Here is a 25,843-nt window from a genome sequence, read left to right on the forward strand (position 1 = left end):
TTTACAAGATTAAAGGATCGTCAGGAAACAGATGCCCTGCCCATCTGCATTCCCCAATCCTGTCCATCCCAAAAATCCTAGTTCAAGAACGTTTTGCCAGTTTGCCATACGCATAATACGCTGCACACGAACCTTCCGGCGACACCATCAGCGCCCCCAGCGGCGTCTGCGGGTTACAGGTCTTAGCAAACGCCGGACATTCCCACGGTTTCATCACCCCACGCAACACATCCGCACATTTGAGGTGTTCCGGGTCGTGGGTACTGACGGCAGCTTGCAGCTTAAACTTCTTCTCCGCATCGTAAGCCGCATACGTTTCCCGAATCTGTATCCCCGCATCGCCAATATTCCCCAAGCCGCGAAACTCGCTGTGTTCCCGCGTTTCGTAGACTTCGTTGATGGCTTTCAGACCCGCGACATTGCCCGCTTGCGGCACTATCCGCGCATACTGGTTTTCAACTTCACAACGGCCTTCCGCAAGCTGCTTCATCAACATCCACATGGCGTGCAAAATATCGAGTGGTTCAAAGCCAGTAATCACCAACGGCTTGTGGTAATCGCGGGTCACGAAATCATACGGCTGTGCGCCAATCACCATGCTGACGTGTCCGGGTGCGAGGAAACCATCCAGCCGCAAATCTGGGTCAGTGAGGATTGCCCGCATGGTCGCAGGTGTGGTGATGTGATTGCAGAACAGCGAAAAGTTTTGCAGCCCTTCGCGGTACGCCTGCAATAGGGTGAGCGCGGTGCTGGGCATGGTGGTTTCAAATCCCAGTGCGAAAAATACCACTTCGCGGTCGGGATTTTTGCGGGCAAGTGCCAGCGCATCCATCGGCGAATACACCATGCGCACGTCGCAGCCATCAGCCTTGGCTTGCAGCAGGCTTTTGCGCGTACCGGGGACACGCATTGCATCGCCAAAGGTGGTGAAGATCACGCCGGGTTGTTCCGCAATCGCTACGCAATCATCCACCCGCGCCATCGGCAATACGCACACCGGGCAGCCGGGACCATGCACCATTTCGATGTCGGCAGGCAGCATGGATTCGATGCCATATTTGAACAAGGTGTGGGTATGACCACCGCAGAATTCCATGATTTGCAGCGGCATCTCGCGTTGCCCACGAGCGACGGGGGCAAGGCGTTTGATTTCCTCGACTAACTTGCGGGCAGTGGCGGGGTCGCGGAATTCGTCGATGTATTTCATACGGCGCTCTCCGTACCGCTTTCCATTTGGCGCATCATGTCGAGTTCGGCTTGCATGTCGCCGAGTTCTGCCAGTAAGGCTAGCGTGCGGGCGGCTTCTTCCTCATCCAAGCGGCTCATGGCGAAACCGACGTGTACCAGCACCCAATCGCCCACGCAATCTGCCACCGTGTGTGTATCATCGACGATGCAGGCAATGTTGACTTCGCGTTTCACCCCGCCGACATCGACCTTAGCGATCAGGTTGTCAGCGTCGATAATTTCGGTAATTTGGCCGGGAATGCCAAGGCACATGGTTAAGCTCCTTCGATCGCGGAAGTCACGCAGTACGGATTACACCTGCACGGATAGTTTGCAGCAACATCGCCTCATACTCCGGCAAGGGGCGCTCAATCATACCATCCAAGCGCAGTTGGATCATGCGGATCGCGCCGCCAAACACGCTGGAAGTCACCACCCACGGGTCAAGGGCGACGAAATCCCCGCATTCAATGCCTTGCAGCACAATATGACGCATTTTGGTGAAAGGGGCGGAATTGCACGCCAGCGGTTCCTGCGAAATAAACTCGGTGTGCTTGGCGTGGAACACAAACGCGATGATATTGCGGTGGGTTTCGGTGTGGGCAAACAATTCGCTGATGATGGCGGCGCACTGTTGCCACGGGGAAGCGTGTGCCGCGATGACCGCATCCACCAACTCATCCATTTCATTGAGGATGTGCTTGTAAAGCGCCTGAGCCACGCCTTCCTTGCCGCCGAAATGGTTGTAAATCGAGCCGATGCTGACCTGCGCCCGCTTTTGCACTTCATGGATGGAAACATTGTGGTAGCCGTTTTCCACAAACAAATCCAACGCTGCGGTGAGGATACGGCAATCAATCGGTTCAGGGACAGGTGGGCACTTTTTCAGGTATGGCATAAACGCAAGCCTAGCCAATACCTTAGGAAATAGCAATTGACAGAAATGAACATTCATTCTACTTTTGATGTCTAGTAACCCCTCACCCCCAGCCCCTTGCAGGGGCGTCCCTCAAAGGGCGAGGGGAGCAAGGGAAAATAAATCAGGAGTAGAGCCGTATGAAATGCCGTGCAGCCGTGGCGTGGGAGCCAAAAAAACCACTGGTGATTGAAGAAATCGAAGTCGAAAAACCCCGCGAAGGCGAAGTGCTGTTGCGCGTAGTAGCCTCCGGCGTGTGCCACACTGATGCTTTCACCCTCTCAGGCGATGACCCAGAAGGCGCATTTCCCTGCATCCTCGGTCACGAAGGTGGTTGTGTTGTCGAAGAATGCGGCCCCGGCGTGAAAAACCTCAAACCCGGCGACCACGTAATTCCGCTGTACATCCCCGAATGCGGCGAATGCGAATATTGCCACTCCACCAAATCCAACCTGTGCCAATCCATCGCCTCGACCGTATGGACAGGTTACATGCCAGACCATACGCGCCGCTTCACCTGCAAAGGGCAACCGATTTACCACTACATGGGCTGTTCCACGTTCTCGGAATACACCGTTGTGCCGGAAATTGCGTTGGCGAAAATCAACCCTGCCGCACCCTTGGATAAAGTTTGCTTGCTTGGTTGTGGTGTCACCACGGGGATTGGTGCAGTGCTGAATACCGCCAAGGTCGAGCCGGGTTCCACCGTTGCCGTATTCGGGCTGGGCGGCATCGGCCTGTCGTGCATTCAAGGCGCGGTCATGGCAAAAGCTGGACGCATCATTGCCATCGACATTAACCCCGGCAAGTGGGCAATGGCGCAAGCACTGGGCGCTACCGATTTCGTTAACCCCAAAGACGTGAACGGCTCCATCAGCGAATACATCAAGGAAATCACCAACGGCGGCGTGGATTACTCCTTCGAGTGCATCGGTAATGTCCACGTCATGCGTGATGCACTGGAATGCACGCACATGGGTTGGGGCGTTTCCACCGTAATTGGGGTGGCAGGCGCGGGGCAAGAAATTTCCACCCGCCCATTCAACCTCGTGGTGGGGCGTACTTGGAAAGGTTCAGCCTTCGGTGGTGTGAAAGGCCGCACGGAATTGCCGGGTTACGTGGAGCGTTACATGAGCGGTGAAATCGTGCTGGATAGCATGGTTACACACACCATGCCGCTGGACGACATTAACCGCGCATTTGATTTGATGCACAGCGGCGAAAGCATCCGTTCCGTGATTATTTTCTAACAGGTATTGGCATGAAGTTGATTGAAAGCATCAAGGAATTTGGCGGCTACCTCAACCGTTACACACATGATTCACTAGCGTGTGCTTGCCCCATGACCTTTTCGGTGTACTTACCGCCGCAAGCCGCGCACGGCAATGTGCCAGCTTTGTATTGGTTGTCTGGCTTGACCTGCACCGATGACAATTTCCGCGTGAAAGCAGGGGCGCAACGTTACGCCGCCGAACACGGCATTGCCCTGATTATCCCCGATACCAGCCCGCGCGGTGACTCCGTGCCGGATGTATCAGACCGCTACGATCTGGGGCAAGGTGCGGGCTTTTATGTCAATGCCATTCAATCACCGTGGGTGAAAAATTACCGCATGTACGATTACGTGGCGGAAGAGTTGCCTGCACTGGTGGAAAATCACTTGCCGCTGACTCCCGGCGTGAAATCCATCAGTGGGCATTCGATGGGCGGGCATGGCGCATTGATTTGCGCACTGAAGAATCCGGGCGCTTACCGCTCGGTTTCTGCCTTCGCGCCGATTTGCAATCCGGTAAACGGTGCATGGGGAAAGGGTTGTTTCTCTGCGTATCTGGGTGACAACACTTACTTGTGGGAAGCGTATGACGCGACGTGCTTGGTGCAAGCGGGTGCGCATGTGCCGGAAATATTGATTGACCAAGGCACAGCAGATGAATTCCTCGCTGAGGGACAATTGCTACCGGAAGTGTTCCAAACCGCTTGTTTGCAACTCAAGCAGCCGTTGTCACTACGGATGCAGGAAGGTTACGACCACAGTTACCACTTCATTGCGACATTCATTGGTGAGCACATCGCGTGGCACGCGCAGGCGTTGGGCAAGTAACGCCCCCGCCCGACCTTAATCAGCGAAGCGGATTTCCTTAATATTCCATTCCTGATCATTGGCACTCAGCACCAAACAGGAAGGCCCGCCGTGGTTGCGGGTCTGCCCTGCCGCACCGGGGTTCACCACCCACGGCGTCCCATTGCGGTCTTGCACCATCTTGTGGGTATGCCCATAGACAATGACCCGCGCATCGGGATGTTGCTGGCGCAGCGAATCGTGGCAAGGGGTGTGATGCCCGTGTTCATGCCCGTGTTCGATGCAGATTTTACCGCCCGGTAATGCCAACTCGCTGACCATCGGCAGGGGGAAATCCACCATGCAGCGTGGTTCGTTATTCCCCGCCACCGCAATCACGATGGAACTCTTGGGCTGCATGGCAGCTAATACATCTTCCCCGCAAATATCACCCGCATGGATGGCGTAATCGCACTCGCGGATAATGTCGATAATGCGCGGGTCAATATGCCCATGCGTATCGGAAATAATGGCAACAGAAACGTTCATTGGTTTACCCTAAAAGCTTATATTTGGGCGCGATTGTCGCGTGATGTCAGATGATGCGCAAGTTTCAGGGAATTAAAAGCAAAACCCCGACACAAGGCCGGGGTTTTGTATTCATGCCGAAGCAGGAGGGCTGGTATTACCAGCGGCTACCGCCACCGCCGCCGCCAAAGCCACGGTTTTCACGCGGAGCTTGTGGTTTAGCTTCATTAACTTTGATCGCACGACCATCCATATTGAACCCATTGAGTTCTTGGATAGCTTTTTGTGCTTCGCTGTTGCTGGACATTTCGACGAAAGCAAAACCTTTGCTTTGTCCTGTGTCACGGTCAGTAATTAGGTTGACGGAATCAATAGTGCCGCACTGACCAAACGCATCTTGCAGCGCTTGTTTAGTGATGGAATACGGTAAATTGCCGACGTAAAGTTTTGTACTCATATGACCTCCTAAGGGTTTTAGAGAACCGTTTAAGAGGATGCAGGCAGGATGCCTTCAGGCTCGTTAGAAACGATAGATGAAAAGAACCAGTATACAGGTATTCTGGGCGGTGGGAACCCCACAACCCAGAATAAACACAATTATATTGAGCAGTTATCCGAACCGCACAGGTCATTGCCCTTGTCAGCACCGCTTTCCAACGCTGCTTGGCGTTCTTCCTCAGCCTTTTTCAGATGCAGCTCAACCGCAGCGTTGTGACGTAACTCAATGATGTCTTTACGTTCTTCCCAACGTTTTTCCAACACATTCGCATGGGTCGGGATGGTTTGCTCATCAAACAGCACTTGGCGTAGCAAACGGAAGGCAAATTTTTGCAAAGCAACGTCATCTTGCAACGCCGCGTTGATTTCGTCACCCACGATGTAGACTTTGGCAAACGCCGGACTTTCCACAAAGCGGCGGAAACGGTCAATGTCGAAACTCGCCATGAAATACAACTGGAAGCTGAGCGGGTCTGGCTTACCAATCGCAGGGCCTGCTGATTTCTTTTTCAGCATCAACTGCATCCATTCGCGGTTGATTTCGTCGTATTCGGGAACGCCTTGTTGCTGGCGGTAATCACGGACAGTGATTGCCTGTTCGCTGTTCCAGCCTTGGCAATGGGCTTCCTTGTTACGGAAGTAATATTGCACATCATCGGATGAACCTTCCGCCCGGTGCGAAAGCAGCCCCAGCCCGTAATAACGGCAAGCCGCCGGACGGTCTTCATACACGCTGCACCCTTCTTCGCGCACAAACAGGCAAGTTTTGTTGTCGTCAGTACGCAGCTTGATGCCGGGTGTGCCTTGCCCATCCGCTTCAAACGGCACGGTATGCTTGTCGAGAAACTCGCTGGAAGTCATCCCCAAACGCTTTTTCAAACGCAGGATGTCATACGGCGCAAGGGTTACATCCGCCGCTTTACAACAAATATTGAAACAGGAAACACCGGGGTGGCAGTTAAACTGGATGGTGGTGTCATCCGTCAGCAGTTCAGGAATGAGGGAGCTTTGGAATTCCTCTGGAATGTCGAGTTTTTCAGCCATGATAATCGTTACCGGGGTGTGTACTGTGTAAAACGGGAAGTATAAAAAGAACTGCCCCTGTTCGCAAACAGAGGCAGCTTTCGTAGGGGCAGCGGGCTATCTTACAGCTCGAATGCAGGCAATTTCTTCGGCAGCAGCTCGTGCTTCAGCGTGACATACTTCGGCATACCATTTTCGTAAGGTGGATAATCTTCACCTTCGATCAGTGGTTGCAGGTATTCACGGCAAGCGTCAGTAATACCGTAGCCATCTTCGGTGATGTAATCCATCGGCATCATTTTTTCGACGTTGGCGATGTCTTTCAACTCACCAGAGCCAATGTGCCACGTGTACGGGTTGTTGGAATCACGGATAACCGCAGGCATGACGGAGTTTTTGCCTTCCAGCGCCAGCTCGACCGCTGCTTTGCCCAGCGCATACGCCTGTTCAACGTCAGACTTGGAAGCCAAATGACGCGCAGCACGTTGCAGGTAGTCGGCAACCGCCCAGTGGAATTTATAGCCCAGCGCATCTTTGATCATGTTGGCAACAACCGGAGCCGCACCACCCAATTGCGCATGACCGAAGGAGTCACGAGTGCCTTGTTCCGCCAAGAATGTCCCGTCTGGGTAATGGCAACCTTCAGAAACCACGATGGTGCAGTAGCCGTGCTTTTTAACTTTGGCATCAACCGTCGCGAGGAATTTTTCTTGGTTGAATTCGACTTCCGGGAACAGGATAACAATCGGAATATCGTTGTTGGCATCTGCTGCCAAACCGCCCGCTGCGGCAATCCAACCTGCGTGACGGCCCATAACTTCGATAACGAAAATCTTGGTCGAAGTCGCACACATGGAAGCTACGTCGTAGCTGGCTTCACGGGTGGAAACCGCGATGTACTTGGCAACGGAACCGAAACCAGGGCAGTTGTCAGTCACTGGCAGGTCGTTATCCACAGTTTTCGGTACGTGGATTGCTTGGATCGGAAAGCCCATTGCATCAGCAAGCTGAGAAACTTTCAGGCAAGTATCTGCGGAGTCACCGCCGCCGTTGTAGAAGAAATAGCCGATATTGTGCGCTTTGAACACTTCGATCAGGCGGTCATATTCGCGCTTGTTCTTTTCCAAGCTTTTCATTTTGTAACGGCAAGAACCGAACGCGCCGGACGGGGTATGGCGCAGCGCAGCTACGTCTTCGGCGGAAACCTTACTGGTGTCGATCAGGTTTTCCAGCAGCGCACCGATGATACCGTTTTGCCCGGCATATACTGTGCCGATTTTGTCGCTGTGTTGGCGGGCGGTTTCAATCACACCGCAGGCCGAAGCATTGATCACGGCGGTAACACCACCCGACTGTGCGTAAAAGGCATTCTTGACGGTCATAACAGAACTCCTATATTCAAAAACTCAAACTAACTTGTGGGAAAATGTTGTTTGCGCTCACTTTCGTGGTCTGCCTGCAAACGCAGCAGATAAAGCACGCAGTCGCCCAAATCGGTATATTCTTCAATACCAGTGCCATACTGGTCTTTGGCGGAATAGAAAAACTGCGAACGGTAGCGGCGCTCATCGGTGCTTTGGCGCTCGAATACCTTGGCGATGACGAAGTTACAATCTTCGTGCAGCCAATAAATCGCCGGGCACAGGGTTACGTCGCGGTCGTCTTTGTACAGGCGAAGCTCGACTTCCACCTCTTCGACCGTAACCTTGCCTTTGCCCCAACGCTCATCAACAGTCTGCTGGATGATTGTTTTCTCGTATGCAGAAAAATCCGGGATTGCCATGCTGCCTGCTACCTTGCCTTACGGTTAATGGATGGTTGCACCACCAACGTCGGGCGCACCGGAAGCGATGCCATGCAATAACTCATCTTTGCTCGCATCACGGATAGCAATAACCTTGACGTGGAAAGTCATGGTTTGCCCAGCAAATGGGTGGTTAGCGTCCAGCGTTACGCTTTCATCGGTAACGCTAGTCACTTTGAATGTTTTGATTTCGCCAGTTTCACTTTGAAACTGCGCTTCTGCCCCAACCCGACGGTAGGGTGGCGGTACATGCTCAATGTCTTGCACCAAAATCAGGTCAGCATCGGCTTCGCCCCATGCGCCATCGACAGCCGGAACGTCAACCGATACTTCATCGCCCACGCGGCAACCGACCAAGGCTTTTTCTACCACGTCATACAAGCGGTTATGACGCATGAACACCATGCTCAAGGGCAAATCCACTTGCTCCATGATGTCGCCATGACGGTCAGCAATGCGGTAAGTGAACTGGACTACTTTACCAGCAGCCACTTTTTCGGGAGATGCAGTCATTGTCGTTCCTAATGGTTGGGGTGGCGGTTGTCGGACTAATGCCCGACAACCTGAACGGTTAACCCAATGCCGCGAAAATATTGTCGCGGATGGAGTCAACTGAACCAATACCTTCAATACGGATGTAACGCGGTGCTTTGGCTTCGCCAGACGCTGCCCACGCAGAGTAATAGCCGATCAGCGGCGCAGTTTGCGCATGATAGACTTCCAAACGTTTCAATACGGTTTCTTCCGCATCGTCCGCACGTTGGATCAGGTCTTCACCAGTTTCGTCGTCTTTGCCTTCAACTTTCGGTGGGTTGAAAACGACGTGGTAAGTACGGCCTGAGGCCACATGCACACGGCGACCGCTCATGCGGCGCACAATTTCAGCGTCATCAACGGCAATTTCTACTACCGCGTCGATGTCCACGCCTTGGGTTTTCAGCGATTCAGCTTGCGCCAAAGTGCGTGGGAAACCGTCAAACAGGAAACCGTTGGCGCAGTCTGCTTCCGCAGTACGCTCTTTGACCAGACCAAGGATGATTTCATCAGAAACCAAGCCGCCTGCGTCCATCACTTTTTTCGCGGCAATGCCCATCGCAGTGCCCGCTTTAACGGCGGCACGTAACATGTCGCCTGTGGAAATCTGAGGGATGTTGTATTTTTCTTTGATGAACCCAGCTTGGGTTCCTTTGCCCGCGCCGGGGCCTCCTAATAGGATTACTTTCATACGCAAACTCCTCTCCAAAACTTTGCTACTGTGGATATAAATCAGGGCATCATGAGATGCCCTGATTTGGCCTAAACCCGATATTAAGGTTTAGTGCTATTTCTAAGCAAGCCCTTAATTAGTGGGCGGCTGGCTTGAACAGCTTAGACTTGTCTACCAGGTCTTTGTGAGCGCGTTTGAACACGTTCCAAGTCTTGGTGTTTTTGTCGTAAACAGAGTTTACGAAGCAATGCCAGTTTTCTTCGTCTACTAGGTTGTAGTCCATACGGTAGTAGAAACCAGGGTAACGGCTTTCTTTACGGAACTGGATGTGCTTCATGTGAGCTTCCGCCGTCAGGATACGGTGGTAGTTTTCCCATGCGCGGAGCAGTTCGTGCAGGTCTTTTGCACGCATCTTCTTCGCGTCTTCTTTCAGCATACCCAGCTTCTCTTCTGCCACTGCCAACATGTGACCGTTGGTGGTGTAGTAAGTCGCAACGCCTGCTACATATTCGTCCATGATTTTTTGCAGACGGAACTGCAACATACGTGGAGTGATGTAGTGTGGGTTCACATCAATCGCAGTGGTGTAATCCTTGTGCTCAAGGAAAGTACGTACTGGTTGATAGATTTCGTTAACCAAGTCTTCAACGGAAGTGTCCAGTGTAGGAACCCAGTCTTTGTTGTCCATAACGAACTTAACCATAGACTGTGCACACATACGGCCTTCAGTGTGTGAACCGGAAGAGAACTTGTGACCAGATGCGCCAACGCCGTCACCCGCTGTGAACAGACCACGTACCGTAGTCATGGAGCGGTAGCCCCAGTTCCAGCCTTCTGGCAGATGAGCAGGGATCAGGTGTTTATCTGGATGTTCTTCAGTCGTTGGTGCGCCAACGTCATCTGGACCAGAAGCCCAAATACCGCAGCAGCCTGAGTGTGAACCCAGCAGGTACGGTTCGGTAGGCATCAGTTCAGAGTTTTTCTTTTCTGGTTCGATGTTTTCACCAACCCAGATACCGCACTGACCGATACACATGTCAAGGAAGTCTTCCCACGCTTCTGCTTCCAAGTGCTTTACTTCACGAGGAGTCAGGGTTTCACGCAGTTTAGCAAGAGCGGTAACGGTGTCCATATAGATTGGGCCGCGACCTTCTTTCATTTCCTTGAGCATCAAGTGGTTACGCAAGCAAGATGCTGGAACTGCTGCTTGACCATACGGAGGATAGTCGTTCAGCAATTCTTTGTTCTTGGTCATGTAGACTTCGCCGTAGGCGTTAGTCGCTTGAGCTTTGAACAGCAGGAACCATGCGCCAACCGGACCATAGCCGTCTTTGAAACGTGCTGGAACGAAACGGTTTTCCATCATGGTCAGTTCTGCACCGGCTTCAGCAGCCATGGTGTAGGTGGAACCTGCGTTCCATACTGGATACCATGCACGGCCTTGGCCTTCACCAACGGAACGTGGACGGAAGATGTTTACGCAACCACCGGCTACCAGCAGGCAAGCCTTGAATTTGTAAACGAATACTTTGTCTTCACGGGTAGAGAAGCCAACAGCACCAGCAACGCGGTTTTTGTCGTTAGCGTCGTTGACGAGCTTAACGATGAATACACGTTCTTGAATGTTGTCAGAACCCAGTGCTTTCTTAGCAGCTTCAGCAACGATCCATTTGTAGGATTCGCCGTTGATCATGATCTGCCATTTACCGGAACGGACTGGATCGCCGCCGTCTTTCAACAGCTTGCCGCCTTCTTTCGGCCACTGAGCACCGTCAAAACGTTCGCCGTTGACTGTTTTCCAGATTGGGAGACCCCATTCTTCAAACAGGTGGACGGAATCGTCAACGTTACGGCCTAAGTCGTAAGCCAAGTCGTCACGGGTGATACCCATCAGGTCGTTGGAGACCATACGGGCGTAGTCCGCTGGGTCTTGGTTTGGACCGATGTAAGTGTTGATCGCAGACAGACCTTGTGCAACTGCACCGGAACGGTCCATTGCCGCTTTGTCAACCAGCTTAACAGTGATGTCAACGCCAGCGTCTTTCGCAGCGCCGATCCACGGCATGATTTCATAAGCCGCGCCGCACGCAGCCATACCGCCACCGATGATGAGGATGTCGACTTCTTCTTGGACAACCTCTGGATTACCAAATGTACCTGCCATTTGTGTTTCCTCAATACTTAAAAGTTAATAACGAAGCGTCAATTACTTGCAGATCAGTTCAGCCGGGTTGCCAGCGCGGTAGCCGCCCATGACATCGCGGGTCAACAGTGCTTTACCCAAGTTAGCCAGATCAGCTTTAGGCTTGCCGCCGTAGCAATCAATGGAACCTTCTGGGGTAGTGCGGATCGGGAACTTGAAACGCTTTTGAACGCCGTTACGGAATTTGATAGACCACATGATGGAATCTTGACCGCGCAAAGGCTGTACAGAACCGCCGAGTGGAACAACGTCAGCATAGTGACGTGCTTCGATAGCGTTCTGAGGGCAGATTTTGACGCAGGAATAGCATTCCCAGCACTGGTCTGGCTCTTGGTTGAACGCTTTCATCGCGTGACCAGTAGAAGAGCCGTCAACGTCCAGCTTCATCAGGTTGTGTGGGCAGATGTACATGCAAGCGGTGCGGTCGCCGCCTTTGCAGCCATCGCATTTGTCAGTACGTACAAACGTAGGCATTGCGTAACTCCTTGAAAAAATATTGTATTGCTACACTCGGTTACTAAAACTCAACCGGCGGTAGCCGACAGCCTTTTAAGCAAAAGCCTGCTGGCTACCACCAGCGATACTACTTGTCGGGAACTTACTTTGCAGAGTGCCCAGACATTTTAATTTCGACTTTGATCTTAGCCGTTTTCACTTTGATAATAATCGATCAGGATCTGAGCCACTTCAGGACGAGAAAATTCCTTGGGTGGTGCAATGCCCTGACCAAGCATTTCACGAACTTTAGTACCAGAAAGAAGTACAAAATCTTCCTTCTTATGATCCGGTGCTTCACACATCATCACAACCTTATCCAACTTTTTGGAGTAAGCCGTGTGGTCTGCGCGGAAGATTTCGATCTTAAGGGCATCCTTAGGGACTTCCTTATCGAAAATTTCCTGAGCATCAAATGCACCGTAATGATCACCAACACCCGCATGGTCACGACCAATAATGAAATGTGTCGCCCCCATGTTTTGGCGGAATACGGCATGTAATACAGCTTCTTTTGGACCCGCATACAACATGTCGAAACCGTAACCCGTTACCATCGCGCTGTTCGGCGGGAAATACAGCTCAACCATCTTGCGGATTGCGGCATCACGTACCGGGGCAGGAATGTCGCCTTTCTTCAGCTTGCCCAACAGCATGTGGATGACCAAGCCATCACAGCCGAGACGATCCATCGCCATGTGGCACAGTTCTTCGTGCGCTAGGTGCATCGGATTACGGGTCTGGAAGGCAACGACCTTCTTCCAGCCACGTTCGGCAATTTCGTTGCGGATTTCAACAGCAGTACGGAAAGTATCCGGGAACTCGCTCTGGAAGTAGGAGAAGTTCAGTACCTTGATCGGCCCTGACAGGCAAACCTTGCCTTGGGAATTGAACGTATCCGCGCCGATATGCGCTTCACCTTCAGCAGGACGATAAATCTGCTGGGTCATGGTAGCCATTTCTTCGTCGGTGAATGCTTCAACAGCTTCCACATCCATCACAGCCAAAACCGGATTACCGCTAACATTGGGGTCTCTCAGCGCGATACGATCGCCTGCTTTGATACTACCAGCATCTTCAACCAGATTGAGAACGGGTGTCGGCCAGAACAGACCCGACGTGGTATGCATATTATTAGCGACCGACAATGCATCAGCTTTATTCATGTAGCCAGTAAGCGGATTGAAGTAGCCACCAGCGAGCATGACAGCATTCGCAGCAGTGGCAGAGCTAACGACAATGGATGGCAATCCTTCAGCTTCTTGTTGCAACGCTGTTCGCTCAGCGGCATCTGATACGTACAGTGGATTCAGTTCGTCGGAACCATGTGGTGCTACTAACTTAGGCATGGGTATGCATATTCCTGATTAATAAGTTTCCACCAGCGCATGACCAGAAAAATAATCTATCAGCCATAGAAAATTTTCATTAGTCACGTACCAAGAATTTTGAACATGCACACTTTATACACTTTTAGTGCGCAATCCTATGAGTTTGTTCTTGTTGGTGCATAAGTAAAACTTATAAACTGGCTTTATATGGCATTAATTAAATAGAAATTCACCACATCCTAACACGCTAATAATTGCACAGATTATTAGCAGACTTTTTTACTATGTTATTGTAATTGCATGAATTACAATGATGTTTTTGCCTTAACCAGCCGTTGCAGCCAGACATCCAAACCTTGGGCGTTCAGTTCGGCATCAACGGCTAATAGGCTCCTTATATCCCCTTCGGACAGGTCAGTTCCGGCCTTAAATATCTCTTCAAGCCACATGCTTAAAATTTGTTCTCGCAAGCGTCCTACCCTGCCTGCTGGCGCATCCAGTTCGGCATGTGCTAAGCCACTGAGCTTGTTAATACTAATGCGCATGTCATGCAGCAAACGAGATACTTCGGTAACACGCCCGTAATGGGTTAATAACATGGCAGAAGGGTGCAAAGCTTCCAGCTTATCGAGGCTGTCATGCCACTCGCTGGGGGAAAAAGCTACAGGGGTAGTCGGGGCAAATATCCATGCGCCTTTTTCAGTGTCAAACTCACGGTAAGAGATGCCGAAAGTATCGCCCGTAAAGCAAGCGGCACTGCGCTGATCAAAGATACAGCCATGATGGTTAGCGTGCCCCGGCGTATCGTAAAAAACCAAGGTACGACCGTTGAGGTCAATCTGGTAGCCATCAGTAGCATTAATGACACGCTCTTCGGCAATCGCCACCAATTTGCCGTAATCTTTAGCAAAACCTTCCTCGCCGTACACCACTGTCGCCCCCGCCTGTAGCTTGGAAGGATCAATCATGTGCCGCGCACCTTTGGGGTGCACAATCAAGGTCGCATTCGGGCAACGCGCCATCAATTCCCCCGCGCCCCCGGCATGGTCAAGATGCACATGGGTGGGAATGACGTAACGGACATTTTCAGCAGCAAGCCCCAGTTCCGCCAAAACTTCCAGCAAGGACGGGATCGTATGGTAAGTGCCGGTATCAATAAAAGCAGCGGCATCACCTTCCCTGACCAAATAACAAGCCGCCATCTGCGGACGGTAAAGGTCAGTGTCTATGCAGTAAATGCCGTCGCCAAGGTCTTGATAACGTGCTGCCATCTGCTTGCTCCCGTAATGTGTTGCGATGCAGCAGTATAGCCCGAAATGCGGGGAATTTGTCTTCCCCACAAGCGTTTTGCGTATAATTGGGCAACCCACAGTTAATACTTAAAGCCTTTCAGGAGGAACCTATGGCACGCACACCTTCCACCATGCTGGAACTCGGCACTGATGCCCCCGATTTTGCCTTACCTGAGCCTGCCACCGGGCGGGTGGTAGCCAAGCAAGACTTTAACGGCAAGCCCTTGCTGGTGGCTTTCATCTGCAACCATTGCCCTTATGTGATCCTGATCCGTGAAGTGTTTGCGCAACTGGCGAAAGATTATCAGCAACGCGGCGTGGCAGTGGTTGCTATCAATGCCAATGATGTTGCCAATTACCCGGACGATAGCCCGGCAAAGATGGTAGAGGAAGTGCAAAACCACGCTTACACTTTCCCCTATTTGTACGATGAAACACAGGCGGTGGCAAAAGCCTACCAAGCCGCGTGTACGCCTGACTTGTACTTATTTGACGCCCAGCACAAGCTGTATTACCGGGGGCAATTCGATGCTGCCCGCCCCGGCAACGCTGTGCCAGCAACAGGTAGTGACCTGCGCCAAGCGCTTGAGCAGATGCTGGATGGCGCATCCCCACCCGATGCGCAGACCCCATCCTTGGGCTGCAACATCAAGTGGAAAGCCGGAAACGAGCCGGACTACTACGGGCACTAAACGGGGCAGTTAACCGCCGTTATTGCCACCGTGACCACCCGGCGTCAGCTTCCAGATGTCGCGGTTATATTCCAACATGGTGCGGTCAGTGGAGAAGAAGCCACTGGATGCGGTATTGAGGATACTCATGCGTGTCCAGTGGGCTTGGTCTTGCCACGCCCGTGATACCTGATCCTGCATATCCACGTAGCTGCGGAAGTCTGCCAGCGTCATCCACGGGTCGTTAGGACTGAGGATCGCGTCCAGCACCATGTCGAAAATGCCCGGTTCACACGGGTTGAAATGTCCACTGCGCAACCATTCGATAACCCCACGCAGGTCATCGTCGCGTTCTACATACGTCCACGGACGGTAATCACGGCGCAAGTCATCCACTTCGTTGGCACGCAAGCCAAACAGGAAGAAGTTTTCTTCCCCTGTCGCTTCGAGGATTTCGATATTCGCGCCGTCATACGTACCGATGGTGAGTGCGCCGTTCATCATGAATTTCATGTTACCCGTGCCGGACGCTTCTTTACCAGCAGTGGAAATCTGCTCGGAGAGGTTCGCTGCCGGAGCAATGATTTCCATGCTGGAAACGCGGTAGTTGGGGATGAAAGCGACTTTCAGCCTGCCATCCACTTCCGGGTCGGTGTTAACGACTTCCGCCACGGCATTGACCAGCTTGATGATGCGTTTCGCCATCACGTAACCGGGTGCAGCTTTACCACCAATCAGCACGCAACGGTCAGCCCAGTTTTCCAGCTTGCCCAACTTAACGCGGCGGTAGAGGTGGATAACGTGCAGGATATTGAGCAACTGGCGTTTGTATTCATGAATACGTTTAACCTGCACATCGAATAACGCAGACGGGTTGAAATCGACCCCGCATTCCTTTCTCACCAGATCAGCCAGCCGTTGCTTGTTGGCGTGTTTAACCTCCAACCATTGGGCGTGGAAATCGGCGTGTTCTTCGCTAGCCAGCGGTTTAAGTTTTTCCAATTGGCTGAGGTCAGCAATCCAGCCTGTGCCGATTTTACTGCTGATCAGCTCGGTCATGCCGGGGTTAGCGTGTGCCACCCAGCGGCGCGGGGTAACACCGTTGGTTTTGTTATTGAACTTTTCCGGCCACAATTCGCAGAAATCACGGAACAGGCCATCAATCAACAATTGCGAGTGCAATGCCGCCACACCATTGATGGAGAAACTGCCCACGATCGCCAGCCATGCCATACGCACTTGGCGTACCGGGCCTTCTTCGATGATCGACATGCGGCGTTGGCGTTCGGTATCGCCGGGCCATTTCATCGACACTTCGCGCAGGAAGCGGGCATTGATTTCGTAAATGATTTCGAGAATGCGCGGCAACAGTTTTTCAAACAGATGGACAGGCCAACGTTCCAGCGCTTCCGGCAGTAAGGTGTGGTTGGTGTAAGCCATGCAATGGGTGGTAATGTTCCACGCTGCCTCCCACGTCAGCCCTTTCTTATCCACCAGAATGCGCATCAGTTCGGCGACCGCCACCGTTGGGTGGGTGTCGTTCATCTGGAACACGTTTTCAGCGGCAAACTTGTTGTAATCGGTGTTGCCTTGGCGTTCCCACATGCGTACCGCATCTTTGAGGCTGGCGGAAGCGAGGAAATATTGCTGGCGCAGGCGCAGTTCCTTGCCATTTTCGCTGCTGTCGTTGGGGTACAGCACCATCGAAATGTGTTCGGCGTGGTTTTTCGCTTCCACCGCTTCGGTGTAACTGCCCGCATTGAATTCGTCGAGGTTGAATTCGTCAGTCGCCGTAGCCTTCCACAAGCGTAGGGTGTTGACCGTCTGGTTTTGGTAGCCTGCAATCGGCATGTCAAACGGGATCGCCAATACGTCATCGCCACTGATCCAACGTACCCGACGTGTGCCATGCTCATCCACGTAATGCTCGGTATGACCACCGAACTGGACACGCTGGCGGTATTCGGCACGTTCCACTTCCCACGGATGCCCATCACGCAACCAATGGTCAGGGTCTTCGACCTGATAGCCGTGTTCAATGCGCTGGCGGAACATGCCGTATTCGTAACGGATACCATAACCCACCACCGGCAGACGCAAAGTGGCGCAACTGTCCATGAAACACGCTGCCAGCCGCCCTAAACCGCCATTACCCAAACCCGCATCCGGCTCTTGGGACGAAACTTCTTCCATATCCGTGCAGTAATTCAGCAATGCCTGTTCGGTGGCATTACCAATCCCCATGTTCAGCAGGTTGTTGCCCAAGGAACGCCCAATCAGGAATTCCAGCGACATGTAATAAGCACGGCGCTTGCCCGGTTGCAGGTACTCGCCCCACGTACCGCGCCAGTCAACTGTCAAACGGTCACGCAAGGTATAAGCCAACGCCTGATACAAATAAACTGGCGGGCAGCCCTGAAAGCGCCCCAAATGGTAGGACAGGTAACGCTGGAAATCACTGCCCAGCGACTCCGCATCATTCGGTAACGGGTCAAGCGGGACTGGCACATACGGAATATGCGTAGAAAGGTGCGAGGTCATAGAATCTCCTGATTATCGTTGTGGCTAGCCGTGGCTGCGGTAAATGTCCAAGTATTGCGCAGCGCTGTTCGACCAACCAAAATCCTGCTGCATTCCGGTCGCTTGCAGTGCATCCCAAACCGCAGGCTGGGCAAAACAATCCAACGCCCGGCGCACGGTGCGGCTAAAGTCGCGGGAACTCGGCTCGTGGAAGACAAAACCGTTGGCCTTACCACTTTGTACATTTTGCGGGCTAGCATCCGTCACGGTATCTGCCAAACCGCCGGTATGGAACACAATCGGCGGTGTTCCGTAGCGTAAGCTGTACATCTGGTTCAAACCGCATGGCTCAAAGCGCGAAGGCATCAGGAACATATCCGCCCCCGCTTCCAGCAAATGGGCAAGCTGCTCGTCGTAACCGATGAACACAAATACCCGCTCTGGGTATTCCGCCGCCAGTTCATGCAAGCGCTGCTCGAAATAACCGTGGCCTGCACCGATCAGCACGAAACGCGCCTCGGTATCTGCCAACAGGCCGGGAATGGCATTGATCACCAGATCAACACCTTTTTGTTCCACCAAACGGCTGACCATACCCAGCAACGGGTATTGCAAGTGCGAACCCGGATTGCTCACGCCGAAACGTTTCAGCAACTCGCGCTTGTTCACGCTTTTGCCCGGCTCCGCCTGCTTGGTGAAATACCAGCCCGCTAAGGCCGGGTCAGTTGCCGGGTTCCACACATCCATGTCGATGCCATTGAGGATGCCGTGCAATTTGTAAGCGCGTGATTGCAGCAAGCCATCCAAACCGTAACCGAATGCCGGAGTACAAATTTCCTTGGCATAGGTCGGGCTGACCGTTGTTACTGCGTCTGAATAGACAATGCCCGCTTTGAGCATGGAAAAGCCGCCGTAAAATTCCACCCCTTCCGCTGACCACCAATGGCTAGGCAATTGCAGTGCGGTAAAATCAGCTTGCGAAAAATGCCCGCCGTAAGCCAGATTGTGGATGGTGAATACCCGTTGTGGGCGCTGCGGCAACATTTCCAAAAATGCTGGAACCAGCCCAGTTTGCCAGTCGTGCGCATGTACCACCTCCGGCGTCCACCCCAAACCTAACGCATCACGCGCCAATTCGGCGGCAACACGGGCAAACACGGTGAAACGCTCGGCATTATCCGCCCAATCATAGCCATTGGCTTGCAGGTACGGGTTGCCGGGGCGGTCAAACAAGGCTTGGCAATCCACCAGCCATAAGGGGAAGGGGTAATCTGGGTGTTCTGCTTGCAGGATGCGCACGCTGTGGACACGGTTTGCCCCTTGCACCTCCAGCCATCCCAAGATACGCACGCTCGCTAGCTTGCGTAACAAGTCACGGTAAGCAGGCAGCAACAAACGCACGTCGACCCCTTCTGCCTGCAAAGCGCAGGGCAAACTGTAGGCAACATCCCCCAGCCCACCCGTTTTTACCAACGGGAAGGCTTCACTGGCAACAAACAATAATTTCATCAGCTACTTTGCAGGAACAAGGCCGCCAGCGGCGGCAGGGTTACTTCCACCGAATGCTCAAAGCCCATCCACGGATGGGATTGCACCGGAATAATGCCCGCATTGCCACAGTTACTGCCCCCGTAGTATTCCGAATCGGTATTCAGCACTTCACGGTAACTGCTGGCAGCGGGTACACCGATACGATATTGGTAACGGGGTACGGGTGTAAAGTTTAACAATACAATTAACTTATCTTCTGGCCTTTCACCGTGACGGATCAGGCTCAACACCGACTGGTCGGAGTCGTGGCAATCCACCCATTGGAAACCACGCCCATCGAAATCAAACTGGTGCAACGCGGGCTGTTCCCGGTACAAACGGTTCAAATCCGCCACCAACTGACGGATGCTGGCGTGCGCCGGGAAATTGCATAATGCCCAATCCAGTTCACGTTTCACATTCCACTCTGCCCACTGCCCGAACTCACTGCCCATGAACAACAGTTTCTTGCCGGGATGCGCGTAATGCCACGCATAGAACAAGCGCAGGTTAGCAAATGCCTGCCAGTAATCACCGGGCATTTTGTCCAGCATACTGTGTTTCAGATGCACCACTTCGTCGTGTGACAGCGGCAGCACGAAGTTTTCCGAATAGGAATACATCTGGCTGAAGGTCAGCAGATTGTGGTGGTATTTGCGGTGTACCGGGTTTTGCTCAATGTACTTGAGGTTGTCGTTCATCCAACCCATGTTCCATTTCATGCTAAAACCCAAGCCGCCGATTTCCACCGGACGCGATACCGCAGGCCACGCAGTAGACTCTTCTGCAATCGTGAGGATGCCGGGGAAATAGCCATGCACTACCGCGTTCATTTCACGCAGGAAGGCAATGGCTTCGATATTTTCACGTCCGCCGTATTGGTTGGGCAGCCATTCCCCCGCCTTCCGGGAGTAATCCAAGTACAGCATCGAGGCAACCGCATCCACGCGCAGCCCGTCGATGTGGAATTCCTCAATCCAGAACAGCGCGTTGGACAGCAGGAAGTTTTTCACCTCGTTGCGCCCAAAATCGAAAATCAGCGTGCCCCAATCCTGATGTTCGCCGCGTCGTGGGTCAGCGTGTTCGTACAGCGGCTCGCCCGTAAACCTTGCCAGTGCAAAATCATCTTTGGGGAAATGCGCCGGAACCCAATCCAACAGCACCCCAACTCCCGCCATGTGGCAAGCATCCACGAAGGCACGGAAACCATCCGGCGTGCCGTAACGCGCGGTCGGTGCGTAATAGCCAGAAACCTGATAACCCCATGATTCATCCAGCGGGTGTTCCGCCACAGGCATCAGCTCAATATGGGTGTAATTCAGCTCGGTGATATAGGGAACCAAGCTAGCTGCCAGCTCTTCCCAAGTATAGAAACGCCCATCCGGGTGCTTACGCCACGAACCGGGGTGTAATTCATAAATGCTGACTGGCTGATGTTGCCAATCAAACTGTTCGCGTGCCGCAATCCATGTACCGTCCTGCCATGCATAAGCGTCAGTCGTGGGGACACAGGAAGTCGTTTCCGGGCGCATAAACATCTGCTGCGCATACGGGTCAGTCTTTTTAACAATCACATCATGACGGTTAAGGATTTCGTATTTGTAAGAGACCCCCGCTTGCAAGCCGGGGATAAACAATTCCCAAATGCCCGAATCGCCCCGGATACGCATAGGGTGGCGACGCCCGTCCCACGCATTGAAATCACCAATGACGCTGACCCGTTGCACTGCCGGAGCCCATACCGCGAATAAGCAACCGTCTATGCCATCCACTTCGGTTTGGTGCGAACCCAGCACTTTCCACGCATGATGATGACGCCCTTCCCGCAATAAATGCAGGTCAAGGTCGCCAATTTGCGGGGCAAAGGTGTACGGGCAAACCGCATCGTGCCAGTTACCCGCTTCTTTATCCTGCCAACGTAAGGCAGGGTGATCGGCAGGTTTGGCAGGCGACGGCAACTGCGCTTCAAAGCAATCGGAACCTTCGATGCGCGACATTACCCCCAGCCCTTCGGCCTCAACGGCTTCTGCTGCTGGCATAAAGGTACGCAACACCCAAGAACCTTCTGGCAACGGATGCCACCCTAGCCAATCAAACGGGTCGTGGTGTGTACCTTGTTGTATCCGACGCAAATTTTCGCTCATGTCTCTGGTGTCCCTGTAATTTATTATGCAATTCTGATGCCAGAGCCTCTGGAATATCTGCCCATGCAAATTGCCAGAGCCAATTACCATCCACCGTTCCCGGCACATTCATGCGGGCTTCGCTGCCCAGATGCAGCAAATCCTGTAAAGGGATAACTGCCAGTAGTGCCTTGCTTGCCAAGATGATGTCGAGCATCGCATTTGTTAGCCCTGCCGGATCGGTAATGTTGAGCACTTGCATAACGTGCTGTTGCATTGCCGCATCCAAACTGGTGAACCAGCCCAGCAGGGTGTCATTGTCGTGCGTGCCAGTGTAATACACGGTGTTTTCACGCACATTCTGTGGTTTGTGGGGGTTGTCCTCGAAGTGGTCGAAGCCAAATTGCAGCACGCTCATGCCCGGCAAGCCATACTTGTCGCGCAAGGCGGTGACATCCGACGTAATCACCCCAAGGTCTTCAGCCACCAGCGGGATATTTCCCCACTCGGCTTGGATACTGGCTAACATGGCGTCACCCGCCACCGCTTGCCAATAGCCATTAATGGCGGTTTCTTCCGTCGCAGGAATCATCCAACTGGCTGCCAAGCCCCGGAAGTGGTCAATGCGCACCAAATCGAAGAACTCAAAGTGGTATTGCAAGCGTTGTTTCCACCACAGAAAGTTTTCCGCCTGCATTTGTTCCCAGTTATAGTGCGGATTGCCCCAGCGCTGCCCCGTTTCGGAAAAGTAATCCGGCGGTACGCCCGTGACGAAGGTTGGTGTGCCGGTTTCATCCAGCAAGAAACGTTGTGGGCTTGCCCATACATCCGCACTGTCGTAAGCCACGAAAATCGGCATATCACCGAACAGGTACACGCCCTTCGCCGTGGCGTACTGGCGTAATGCTTGCCATTGGCAATAACACTGGTATTGCTCGTCAATGATGGCGGCAAGTGCTTCCGCATAATCGCCGCGTGCTTGAAACAGGGCTTGCTGATCGCGGCTACGGAAGGCGGCAGGCCAAGCGCTCCATTCTTGCCCTCGGAACTGCTGTTTCAGCACCATGAATAGCGCGTAATCTTCCACCCAATGCTTTTGGGCTTCGTACCAATCCTCGAAAGAAACCCCTCCCAACCTCCCCTTATCAGGGGAGGAGACGGGAGCGAGTTCTTCAAACAAATTCGGATTTACCGCAAATGCCGATGCGCATTGGTACGGCGAAAGCCCGGTCAACGGCACGCCCAGCGGCAACATCTGCCAGACACTTACTCCCGCTTGCGCTAGCCAATCAACCCAGCGGTAAGCATCCGCATCCAATTTCCCGGAAGGCAAGGAAGTCGGGTGCAACAACACACCCACTGCACACCCAAGCTGTTGCAAGGTACTCATGCCACGTTCCTGCGCATCGTACCTGCATTTTCAGCACTGCCACCGCCTTGCGAAACCGGCTTATCCAGATACGCAGGCGCTTCCAGACCCAGCAAGGTGTAAAGCTTGCGTAACTGCCGCCGGTACAGGCGCTCGAAATCACGCACGCTGTCCGATGGATTGTAATCCCCAAACCACCAGAACCAGTCGGAACCTTCGCATACACCCAATTGACGGCTGGCAAGTTCCTGTTGTTTAGCATCCAGTGTCCCGGCTGCCATCACTTCATCAAAGCTGCTTTTCGCCTCGACCAAATAATCCCAACCCCGGTTTTTGTCGGAGGAACCAATCCACGTCGAGAATGAACCATACACCCAACTTCCCGCACACAAAGCAGGCATCGGGCGGGTAGGCAACTCGCTCGCCTGTGCAAATGTGGTCACGTTAATCTGGTCAGAATGGATCAGCGCGGTATACAGCGCATCAAGGAAATACGAGCCGTTATTGGGGTAATATTCCCACGCATTCTCGCCATCCAAAATGATCGAAACCACTTTTTCTGATGCGTGATGGTTGAGGAATACCGCGATATTTTCCAAATGCTGGACGAAATCACCCACCGCATCGCGGGCGTGCCAATCGCTGTACTTAAAACCAATCAGGTCAGACAAACCATCATCGCGGAAAAACAAGCGTACATCACTGTCCGGTTGCTGGTAAGGCACAAACAGGCTGCGTTTGCTGTGTTCGTCTTCGCCGTCGTAACCGGACAGGCGGCAACTGTTACGCCACACCCCTTCCCCAGAAGCCGTCCAGCGGATGCCGAATTCATCCAGCAAGCTCACCGCATCATCGCTGACGCCACCTTCTGACAGCCACACGCCTTGCGGTTTCATGCCGAAATAATGCTCGAACACATCAATGCCGCGCTGCAAATGCCAACGGGAACGCTCTTGCCCACCGGGATAGTTCTCGGCGTGTGGCATCGGGGCATCCGGCAGGGAACAACGCATGTTCTGGAAATCATTCAGCAGCGGCACAATCGGGTGCATGTAAGGCGTCATCGACAATTCGACTTGCCCACGTTCCGCCAAGACACGGTAGCGCGGAATCAGCCCTGCCAAACAATCACTGATTACGCCCAGCAACTCACGCCGGTCAGCCAAGGTGTATTCCGCACCTTGTTTCATTAAGCGCTGCACGACAGGCAAATCTTGCAAAGACTGCCCTAACCACGCCAAGTGATACCACGTCAGCAAGTCCAAGAAGTACTGCTCACTCAGGTAACTCAACGGGCAACGGAAACGTTGGCTTCCAACCCCCGTTTCATCCGTCGCGCCAATCATTTTGAACAAGCGCTGGAACGGCAGGTGCGGGTGGATCATACGTGGCGCGTGGCAACGTTGGCATTCGGCAATCAGCTCGGTGCGTGCTTCCTTGCTGCTGGGAATCGGTTCCACCCCCGCCAAAAGGTTCAGCAACTTATCTTGCATCGGCGTACCTGATTGCAAGAAAGCTTTCAACTGACGGGCATAATCATCCAACTGCTCCAACAGTACCGGGGCAAAATTTACTACAGCTTGCATACGCGGATGGCGTTCCAAATGGAATGCCATATCGCTGTAATCCTTCATCCCATGCAGGTATACCCACGGCAGGCGATAATCGCCATCTAAGCCATCCCGATACCACGGCTGGTGCATGTGCCAGCATAAAACGACGTTCAACTGGCCATACGCCATAATGTATCCTTGTCACGATTACGCAAATTTTGTCCCATCATCTCTGCCGTCACCAGCACAATACCTTCATCCGTCACATGGAAACGCTTGCGGTCAAGCTCTAAATCTTCACCGATGATAGTCCCGTCTGGAATCACCGTTCCCTTATCAATGATCGCCCGGCTAATCCGGCAGCGCTCACCGATACTGACTTTAGGCAGGATCACGCTATCCTTGACGATGCTGTATTTTTCAATCGTAGAAGCGAAAAACACCATAGAACGTTTCACCCGCGCCCCCGACAAGATGCAGCCTGCCGAAATCAGCGAATCAATCGCCTCCCCACGGCAACCTTCATCGTCGAAAATGAATTTAGCGGGTGGGTATTGCGCTTGGTATGTCCACACCGGCCAGTCACGGTCATACAGGTTCAACTCGGGATCGACCGCGCACAGTTCCATGTTCGACTGCCAGTAGGAATGCACCGTACCCACATCACGCCAATACCCCGGTTCCCCGGTCTCCTTACGGAAGGGGTAAGCCATCGCTTTGGCACGGTGAATGTTGGAAGGGATAATGTCCTTACCAAAGTCGCGCGAAGAATGCATTTTAGACGCATCTTCATGCAGCACGCGGTAGAGGAAATCCCGCGAGAAGATGTAAATGCCCATCGACGCCAGTGCCACACCGGGTTTGCCAGGAACTTCTTCTGGGTGGGCGGGCTTTTCCACAAACTTGGTAATGCGCGTGTCCTCGTCTATCGACATGACACCGAAGCCTTTGGCTTCTTCCACCGGCACTTCGATACAGCCCACGGTGAAATCCGCACCCGTTTCATGGTGATGGATCAGCATCTTGGAATAGTCCATCGTGTATATGTGGTCGCCGCCCAGCACCAGAATGTATTCCGGGTCATGACGTTGCACGATGTCGATATTTTGGAACAGCGCATCTGCCGTCCCCTGATACCATTCTTTTTTCGCGGTACGTTGCTGGGCTGGCAGGATTTCCACAAACTCACCGATTTCAGCCCGCATGAAACCCCACGCACGTTGCAAATGGCGGATCAGCGAGTGCGATTTGTATTGCGTCAACACCCCAATGCGGCGGATGCCCGAATTCACACAGTTGGACAGGGCAAAGTCGATAATGCGGTACTTGCCCCCAAATGGCACAGCGGGTTTCGCACGCCACATGGTCAAGTCTTTCAGACGTGAACCTTCACCACCCGCCAGCACCAGCGCCAGTGTCCTGCGGGTCAGTTCCGTCACCATTTTCGGCTCAGTGTAATAGCGGTACAGCTTGGCCTGCTGATTCTTATCCAAG

The 25,843-nt window shown here is 53.0% G+C and carries 23 protein-coding genes; 3 read left to right on the forward strand and 20 right to left on the reverse strand.

The genetic code is table 11. The features are described from left to right. Nucleotides 1-82: 82 nt before the first annotated feature. The 3 genes from hypD to PHE17_RS01370 are packed head-to-tail and all read right to left on the reverse strand — an operon-like array spanning nt 83 to nt 2,125. Nucleotides 83-1,207 (reverse strand): hydrogenase formation protein HypD, encoded by a 1,125-nt coding sequence (gene hypD / locus PHE17_RS01360; protein ID WP_301014005.1) that lies wholly within the window; start codon nt 1,205-1,207, stop codon nt 83-85. Next, entirely contained in the window at nt 1,204-1,500 is a 297-nt protein-coding gene (locus tag PHE17_RS01365) for a HypC/HybG/HupF family hydrogenase formation chaperone (protein ID WP_301014007.1), read from the reverse strand. Before PHE17_RS01365 ends, hypD begins: the two co-directional genes overlap by 4 nt. Nucleotides 1,501-1,525: 25 nt before the next feature. Then, entirely contained in the window at nt 1,526-2,125 is a 600-nt protein-coding gene (locus PHE17_RS01370; RefSeq protein WP_301014008.1) for a TetR/AcrR family transcriptional regulator, read from the reverse strand. Nucleotides 2,126-2,283: 158 nt separating this feature from the next. On the opposite strand from PHE17_RS01370, the gene PHE17_RS01375 reads away from it, so the two are divergent. Together PHE17_RS01375 and fghA are read left to right on the forward strand one after the other, a co-directional pair. Next, nucleotides 2,284-3,393, forward strand: a complete 1,110-nt coding sequence (locus tag PHE17_RS01375) for an S-(hydroxymethyl)glutathione dehydrogenase/class III alcohol dehydrogenase (protein ID WP_301014009.1) — start codon at nt 2,284-2,286, stop codon at nt 3,391-3,393. Between the two features lie 11 nt (nt 3,394-3,404). After that, nucleotides 3,405-4,244 carry an S-formylglutathione hydrolase gene (fghA, locus tag PHE17_RS01380; protein WP_301014010.1) on the forward strand — a complete coding sequence of 280 codons (840 nt, stop codon included), beginning with the start codon at nt 3,405-3,407 and terminating at the stop codon, nt 4,242-4,244. A 15-nt stretch (nt 4,245-4,259) separates the two neighbouring features. Here fghA and PHE17_RS01385 read toward each other — a convergent pair whose 3' ends face one another. From PHE17_RS01385 to PHE17_RS01435, 11 genes are all read right to left on the reverse strand, one after another. Beyond that, on the reverse strand, nt 4,260-4,751 hold the full coding sequence (locus tag PHE17_RS01385) for a metallophosphoesterase family protein (protein ID WP_301014011.1): 492 nt from the start codon (nt 4,749-4,751) through the stop codon (nt 4,260-4,262). A gap of 136 nt (nt 4,752-4,887) precedes the next feature. Beyond that, nucleotides 4,888-5,187 (reverse strand): RNA-binding protein, encoded by a 300-nt coding sequence (locus tag PHE17_RS01390; protein ID WP_301014012.1) that lies wholly within the window; start codon nt 5,185-5,187, stop codon nt 4,888-4,890. Nucleotides 5,188-5,327: 140 nt separating this feature from the next. After that, on the reverse strand, nt 5,328-6,272 hold the full coding sequence (locus PHE17_RS01395; RefSeq protein WP_301014013.1) for a YkgJ family cysteine cluster protein: 945 nt from the start codon (nt 6,270-6,272) through the stop codon (nt 5,328-5,330). A 101-nt stretch (nt 6,273-6,373) separates the two neighbouring features. Next, nucleotides 6,374-7,633 carry a 6-phosphofructokinase gene (locus PHE17_RS01400; RefSeq protein WP_301014014.1) on the reverse strand — a complete coding sequence of 420 codons (1,260 nt, stop codon included), beginning with the start codon at nt 7,631-7,633 and terminating at the stop codon, nt 6,374-6,376. Nucleotides 7,634-7,662: 29 nt separating this feature from the next. Next, the gene (locus tag PHE17_RS01405; protein WP_301014015.1) at nt 7,663-8,034 is read right to left on the reverse strand and encodes a hypothetical protein; all 372 of its coding nucleotides are present in this window, start codon (nt 8,032-8,034) and stop codon (nt 7,663-7,665) included. A gap of 24 nt (nt 8,035-8,058) precedes the next feature. Then, nucleotides 8,059-8,568 carry a hypothetical protein gene (locus PHE17_RS01410; RefSeq protein ID WP_301014016.1) on the reverse strand — a complete coding sequence of 170 codons (510 nt, stop codon included), beginning with the start codon at nt 8,566-8,568 and terminating at the stop codon, nt 8,059-8,061. A gap of 58 nt (nt 8,569-8,626) precedes the next feature. Further along, complete coding sequence (gene adk / locus PHE17_RS01415) at nt 8,627-9,280, reverse strand: adenylate kinase (RefSeq protein ID WP_301014017.1); 654 nt, start codon at nt 9,278-9,280, stop codon at nt 8,627-8,629. Between the two features lie 118 nt (nt 9,281-9,398). Further along, nucleotides 9,399-11,426, reverse strand: coding sequence for an adenylyl-sulfate reductase subunit alpha (aprA, locus tag PHE17_RS01420; RefSeq protein ID WP_301014018.1), 2,028 nt, complete (start codon nt 11,424-11,426; stop codon nt 9,399-9,401). 42 nt (nt 11,427-11,468) lie between these two features. Continuing rightward, nucleotides 11,469-11,939 carry an adenylyl-sulfate reductase subunit beta gene (aprB, locus tag PHE17_RS01425; RefSeq protein ID WP_301014019.1) on the reverse strand — a complete coding sequence of 157 codons (471 nt, stop codon included), beginning with the start codon at nt 11,937-11,939 and terminating at the stop codon, nt 11,469-11,471. Between the two features lie 167 nt (nt 11,940-12,106). Continuing rightward, complete coding sequence (sat, locus tag PHE17_RS01430; protein ID WP_301014020.1) at nt 12,107-13,309, reverse strand: sulfate adenylyltransferase; 1,203 nt, start codon at nt 13,307-13,309, stop codon at nt 12,107-12,109. A gap of 287 nt (nt 13,310-13,596) precedes the next feature. After that, nucleotides 13,597-14,562, reverse strand: coding sequence for an MBL fold metallo-hydrolase (locus PHE17_RS01435; RefSeq protein WP_301014021.1), 966 nt, complete (start codon nt 14,560-14,562; stop codon nt 13,597-13,599). A 131-nt stretch (nt 14,563-14,693) separates the two neighbouring features. Between PHE17_RS01435 and PHE17_RS01440 the strand changes: the two genes are divergently transcribed. Beyond that, nucleotides 14,694-15,275, forward strand: coding sequence for a thioredoxin family protein (locus PHE17_RS01440; protein ID WP_301014022.1), 582 nt, complete (start codon nt 14,694-14,696; stop codon nt 15,273-15,275). Between the two features lie 9 nt (nt 15,276-15,284). Here the strand turns inward: PHE17_RS01440 and PHE17_RS01445 are convergent, their stop codons facing one another. Genes PHE17_RS01445 through glgC form a run of 6 tightly spaced genes read right to left on the reverse strand, consistent with a single transcriptional unit; the run spans nt 15,285 to nt 25,791 of the window. Further along, entirely contained in the window at nt 15,285-17,795 is a 2,511-nt protein-coding gene (locus PHE17_RS01445) for a glycogen/starch/alpha-glucan phosphorylase (RefSeq protein WP_301014023.1), read from the reverse strand. A 24-nt stretch (nt 17,796-17,819) separates the two neighbouring features. Continuing rightward, nucleotides 17,820-19,283 carry a glycogen synthase GlgA gene (glgA, locus tag PHE17_RS01450; RefSeq protein ID WP_301014024.1) on the reverse strand — a complete coding sequence of 488 codons (1,464 nt, stop codon included), beginning with the start codon at nt 19,281-19,283 and terminating at the stop codon, nt 17,820-17,822. Then, nucleotides 19,283-21,448, reverse strand: a complete 2,166-nt coding sequence (gene glgB / locus PHE17_RS01455) for a 1,4-alpha-glucan branching protein GlgB (RefSeq protein WP_301014025.1) — start codon at nt 21,446-21,448, stop codon at nt 19,283-19,285. The genes glgA and glgB overlap by 1 nt, the downstream gene beginning before the upstream one ends. Next, nucleotides 21,396-22,817 (reverse strand): 4-alpha-glucanotransferase, encoded by a 1,422-nt coding sequence (gene malQ / locus PHE17_RS01460; RefSeq protein ID WP_301014026.1) that lies wholly within the window; start codon nt 22,815-22,817, stop codon nt 21,396-21,398. The genes glgB and malQ overlap by 53 nt, the downstream gene beginning before the upstream one ends. Further along, complete coding sequence (locus PHE17_RS01465) at nt 22,814-24,538, reverse strand: glycoside hydrolase family 57 protein (protein ID WP_301014027.1); 1,725 nt, start codon at nt 24,536-24,538, stop codon at nt 22,814-22,816. Before PHE17_RS01465 ends, malQ begins: the two co-directional genes overlap by 4 nt. Beyond that, the gene (gene glgC, locus PHE17_RS01470) at nt 24,520-25,791 is read right to left on the reverse strand and encodes a glucose-1-phosphate adenylyltransferase (protein ID WP_301014052.1); all 1,272 of its coding nucleotides are present in this window, start codon (nt 25,789-25,791) and stop codon (nt 24,520-24,522) included. The genes PHE17_RS01465 and glgC overlap by 19 nt, the downstream gene beginning before the upstream one ends. Nucleotides 25,792-25,843 lie beyond the last annotated feature (52 nt).

It is taken from the genome of Thiothrix sp., from assembly GCF_028714775.1.
Classification (GTDB): domain Bacteria; phylum Pseudomonadota; class Gammaproteobacteria; order Thiotrichales; family Thiotrichaceae; genus Thiothrix.

Bases quoted from the DNA above. Each gene is read 5' to 3' on its own strand.
- hypD (WP_301014005.1), bottom strand. From the start codon at position 1,207: ATGAAATACATCGACGAATTCCGCGACCCCGCCACTGCCCGCAAGTTA.
- PHE17_RS01365 (WP_301014007.1), bottom strand. From the start codon at position 1,500: ATGTGCCTTGGCATTCCCGGCCAAATTACCGAAATTATCGACGCTGAC.
- PHE17_RS01370 (WP_301014008.1), bottom strand. From the start codon at position 2,125: ATGCCATACCTGAAAAAGTGCCCACCTGTCCCTGAACCGATTGATTGC.
- PHE17_RS01375 (WP_301014009.1), top strand. From the start codon at position 2,284: ATGAAATGCCGTGCAGCCGTGGCGTGGGAGCCAAAAAAACCACTGGTG.
- fghA (WP_301014010.1), top strand. From the start codon at position 3,405: ATGAAGTTGATTGAAAGCATCAAGGAATTTGGCGGCTACCTCAACCGT.
- PHE17_RS01385 (WP_301014011.1), bottom strand. From the start codon at position 4,751: ATGAACGTTTCTGTTGCCATTATTTCCGATACGCATGGGCATATTGAC.
- PHE17_RS01390 (WP_301014012.1), bottom strand. From the start codon at position 5,187: ATGAGTACAAAACTTTACGTCGGCAATTTACCGTATTCCATCACTAAA.
- PHE17_RS01395 (WP_301014013.1), bottom strand. From the start codon at position 6,272: ATGGCTGAAAAACTCGACATTCCAGAGGAATTCCAAAGCTCCCTCATT.
- PHE17_RS01400 (WP_301014014.1), bottom strand. From the start codon at position 7,633: ATGACCGTCAAGAATGCCTTTTACGCACAGTCGGGTGGTGTTACCGCC.
- PHE17_RS01405 (WP_301014015.1), bottom strand. From the start codon at position 8,034: ATGGCAATCCCGGATTTTTCTGCATACGAGAAAACAATCATCCAGCAG.
- PHE17_RS01410 (WP_301014016.1), bottom strand. From the start codon at position 8,568: ATGACTGCATCTCCCGAAAAAGTGGCTGCTGGTAAAGTAGTCCAGTTC.
- adk (WP_301014017.1), bottom strand. From the start codon at position 9,280: ATGAAAGTAATCCTATTAGGAGGCCCCGGCGCGGGCAAAGGAACCCAA.
- aprA (WP_301014018.1), bottom strand. From the start codon at position 11,426: ATGGCAGGTACATTTGGTAATCCAGAGGTTGTCCAAGAAGAAGTCGAC.
- aprB (WP_301014019.1), bottom strand. From the start codon at position 11,939: ATGCCTACGTTTGTACGTACTGACAAATGCGATGGCTGCAAAGGCGGC.
- sat (WP_301014020.1), bottom strand. From the start codon at position 13,309: ATGCCTAAGTTAGTAGCACCACATGGTTCCGACGAACTGAATCCACTG.
- PHE17_RS01435 (WP_301014021.1), bottom strand. From the start codon at position 14,562: ATGGCAGCACGTTATCAAGACCTTGGCGACGGCATTTACTGCATAGAC.
- PHE17_RS01440 (WP_301014022.1), top strand. From the start codon at position 14,694: ATGGCACGCACACCTTCCACCATGCTGGAACTCGGCACTGATGCCCCC.
- PHE17_RS01445 (WP_301014023.1), bottom strand. From the start codon at position 17,795: ATGACCTCGCACCTTTCTACGCATATTCCGTATGTGCCAGTCCCGCTT.
- glgA (WP_301014024.1), bottom strand. From the start codon at position 19,283: ATGAAATTATTGTTTGTTGCCAGTGAAGCCTTCCCGTTGGTAAAAACG.
- glgB (WP_301014025.1), bottom strand. From the start codon at position 21,448: ATGAGCGAAAATTTGCGTCGGATACAACAAGGTACACACCACGACCCG.
- malQ (WP_301014026.1), bottom strand. From the start codon at position 22,817: ATGAGTACCTTGCAACAGCTTGGGTGTGCAGTGGGTGTGTTGTTGCAC.
- PHE17_RS01465 (WP_301014027.1), bottom strand. From the start codon at position 24,538: ATGGCGTATGGCCAGTTGAACGTCGTTTTATGCTGGCACATGCACCAG.
- glgC (WP_301014052.1), bottom strand. From the start codon at position 25,791: ATGGTGACGGAACTGACCCGCAGGACACTGGCGCTGGTGCTGGCGGGT.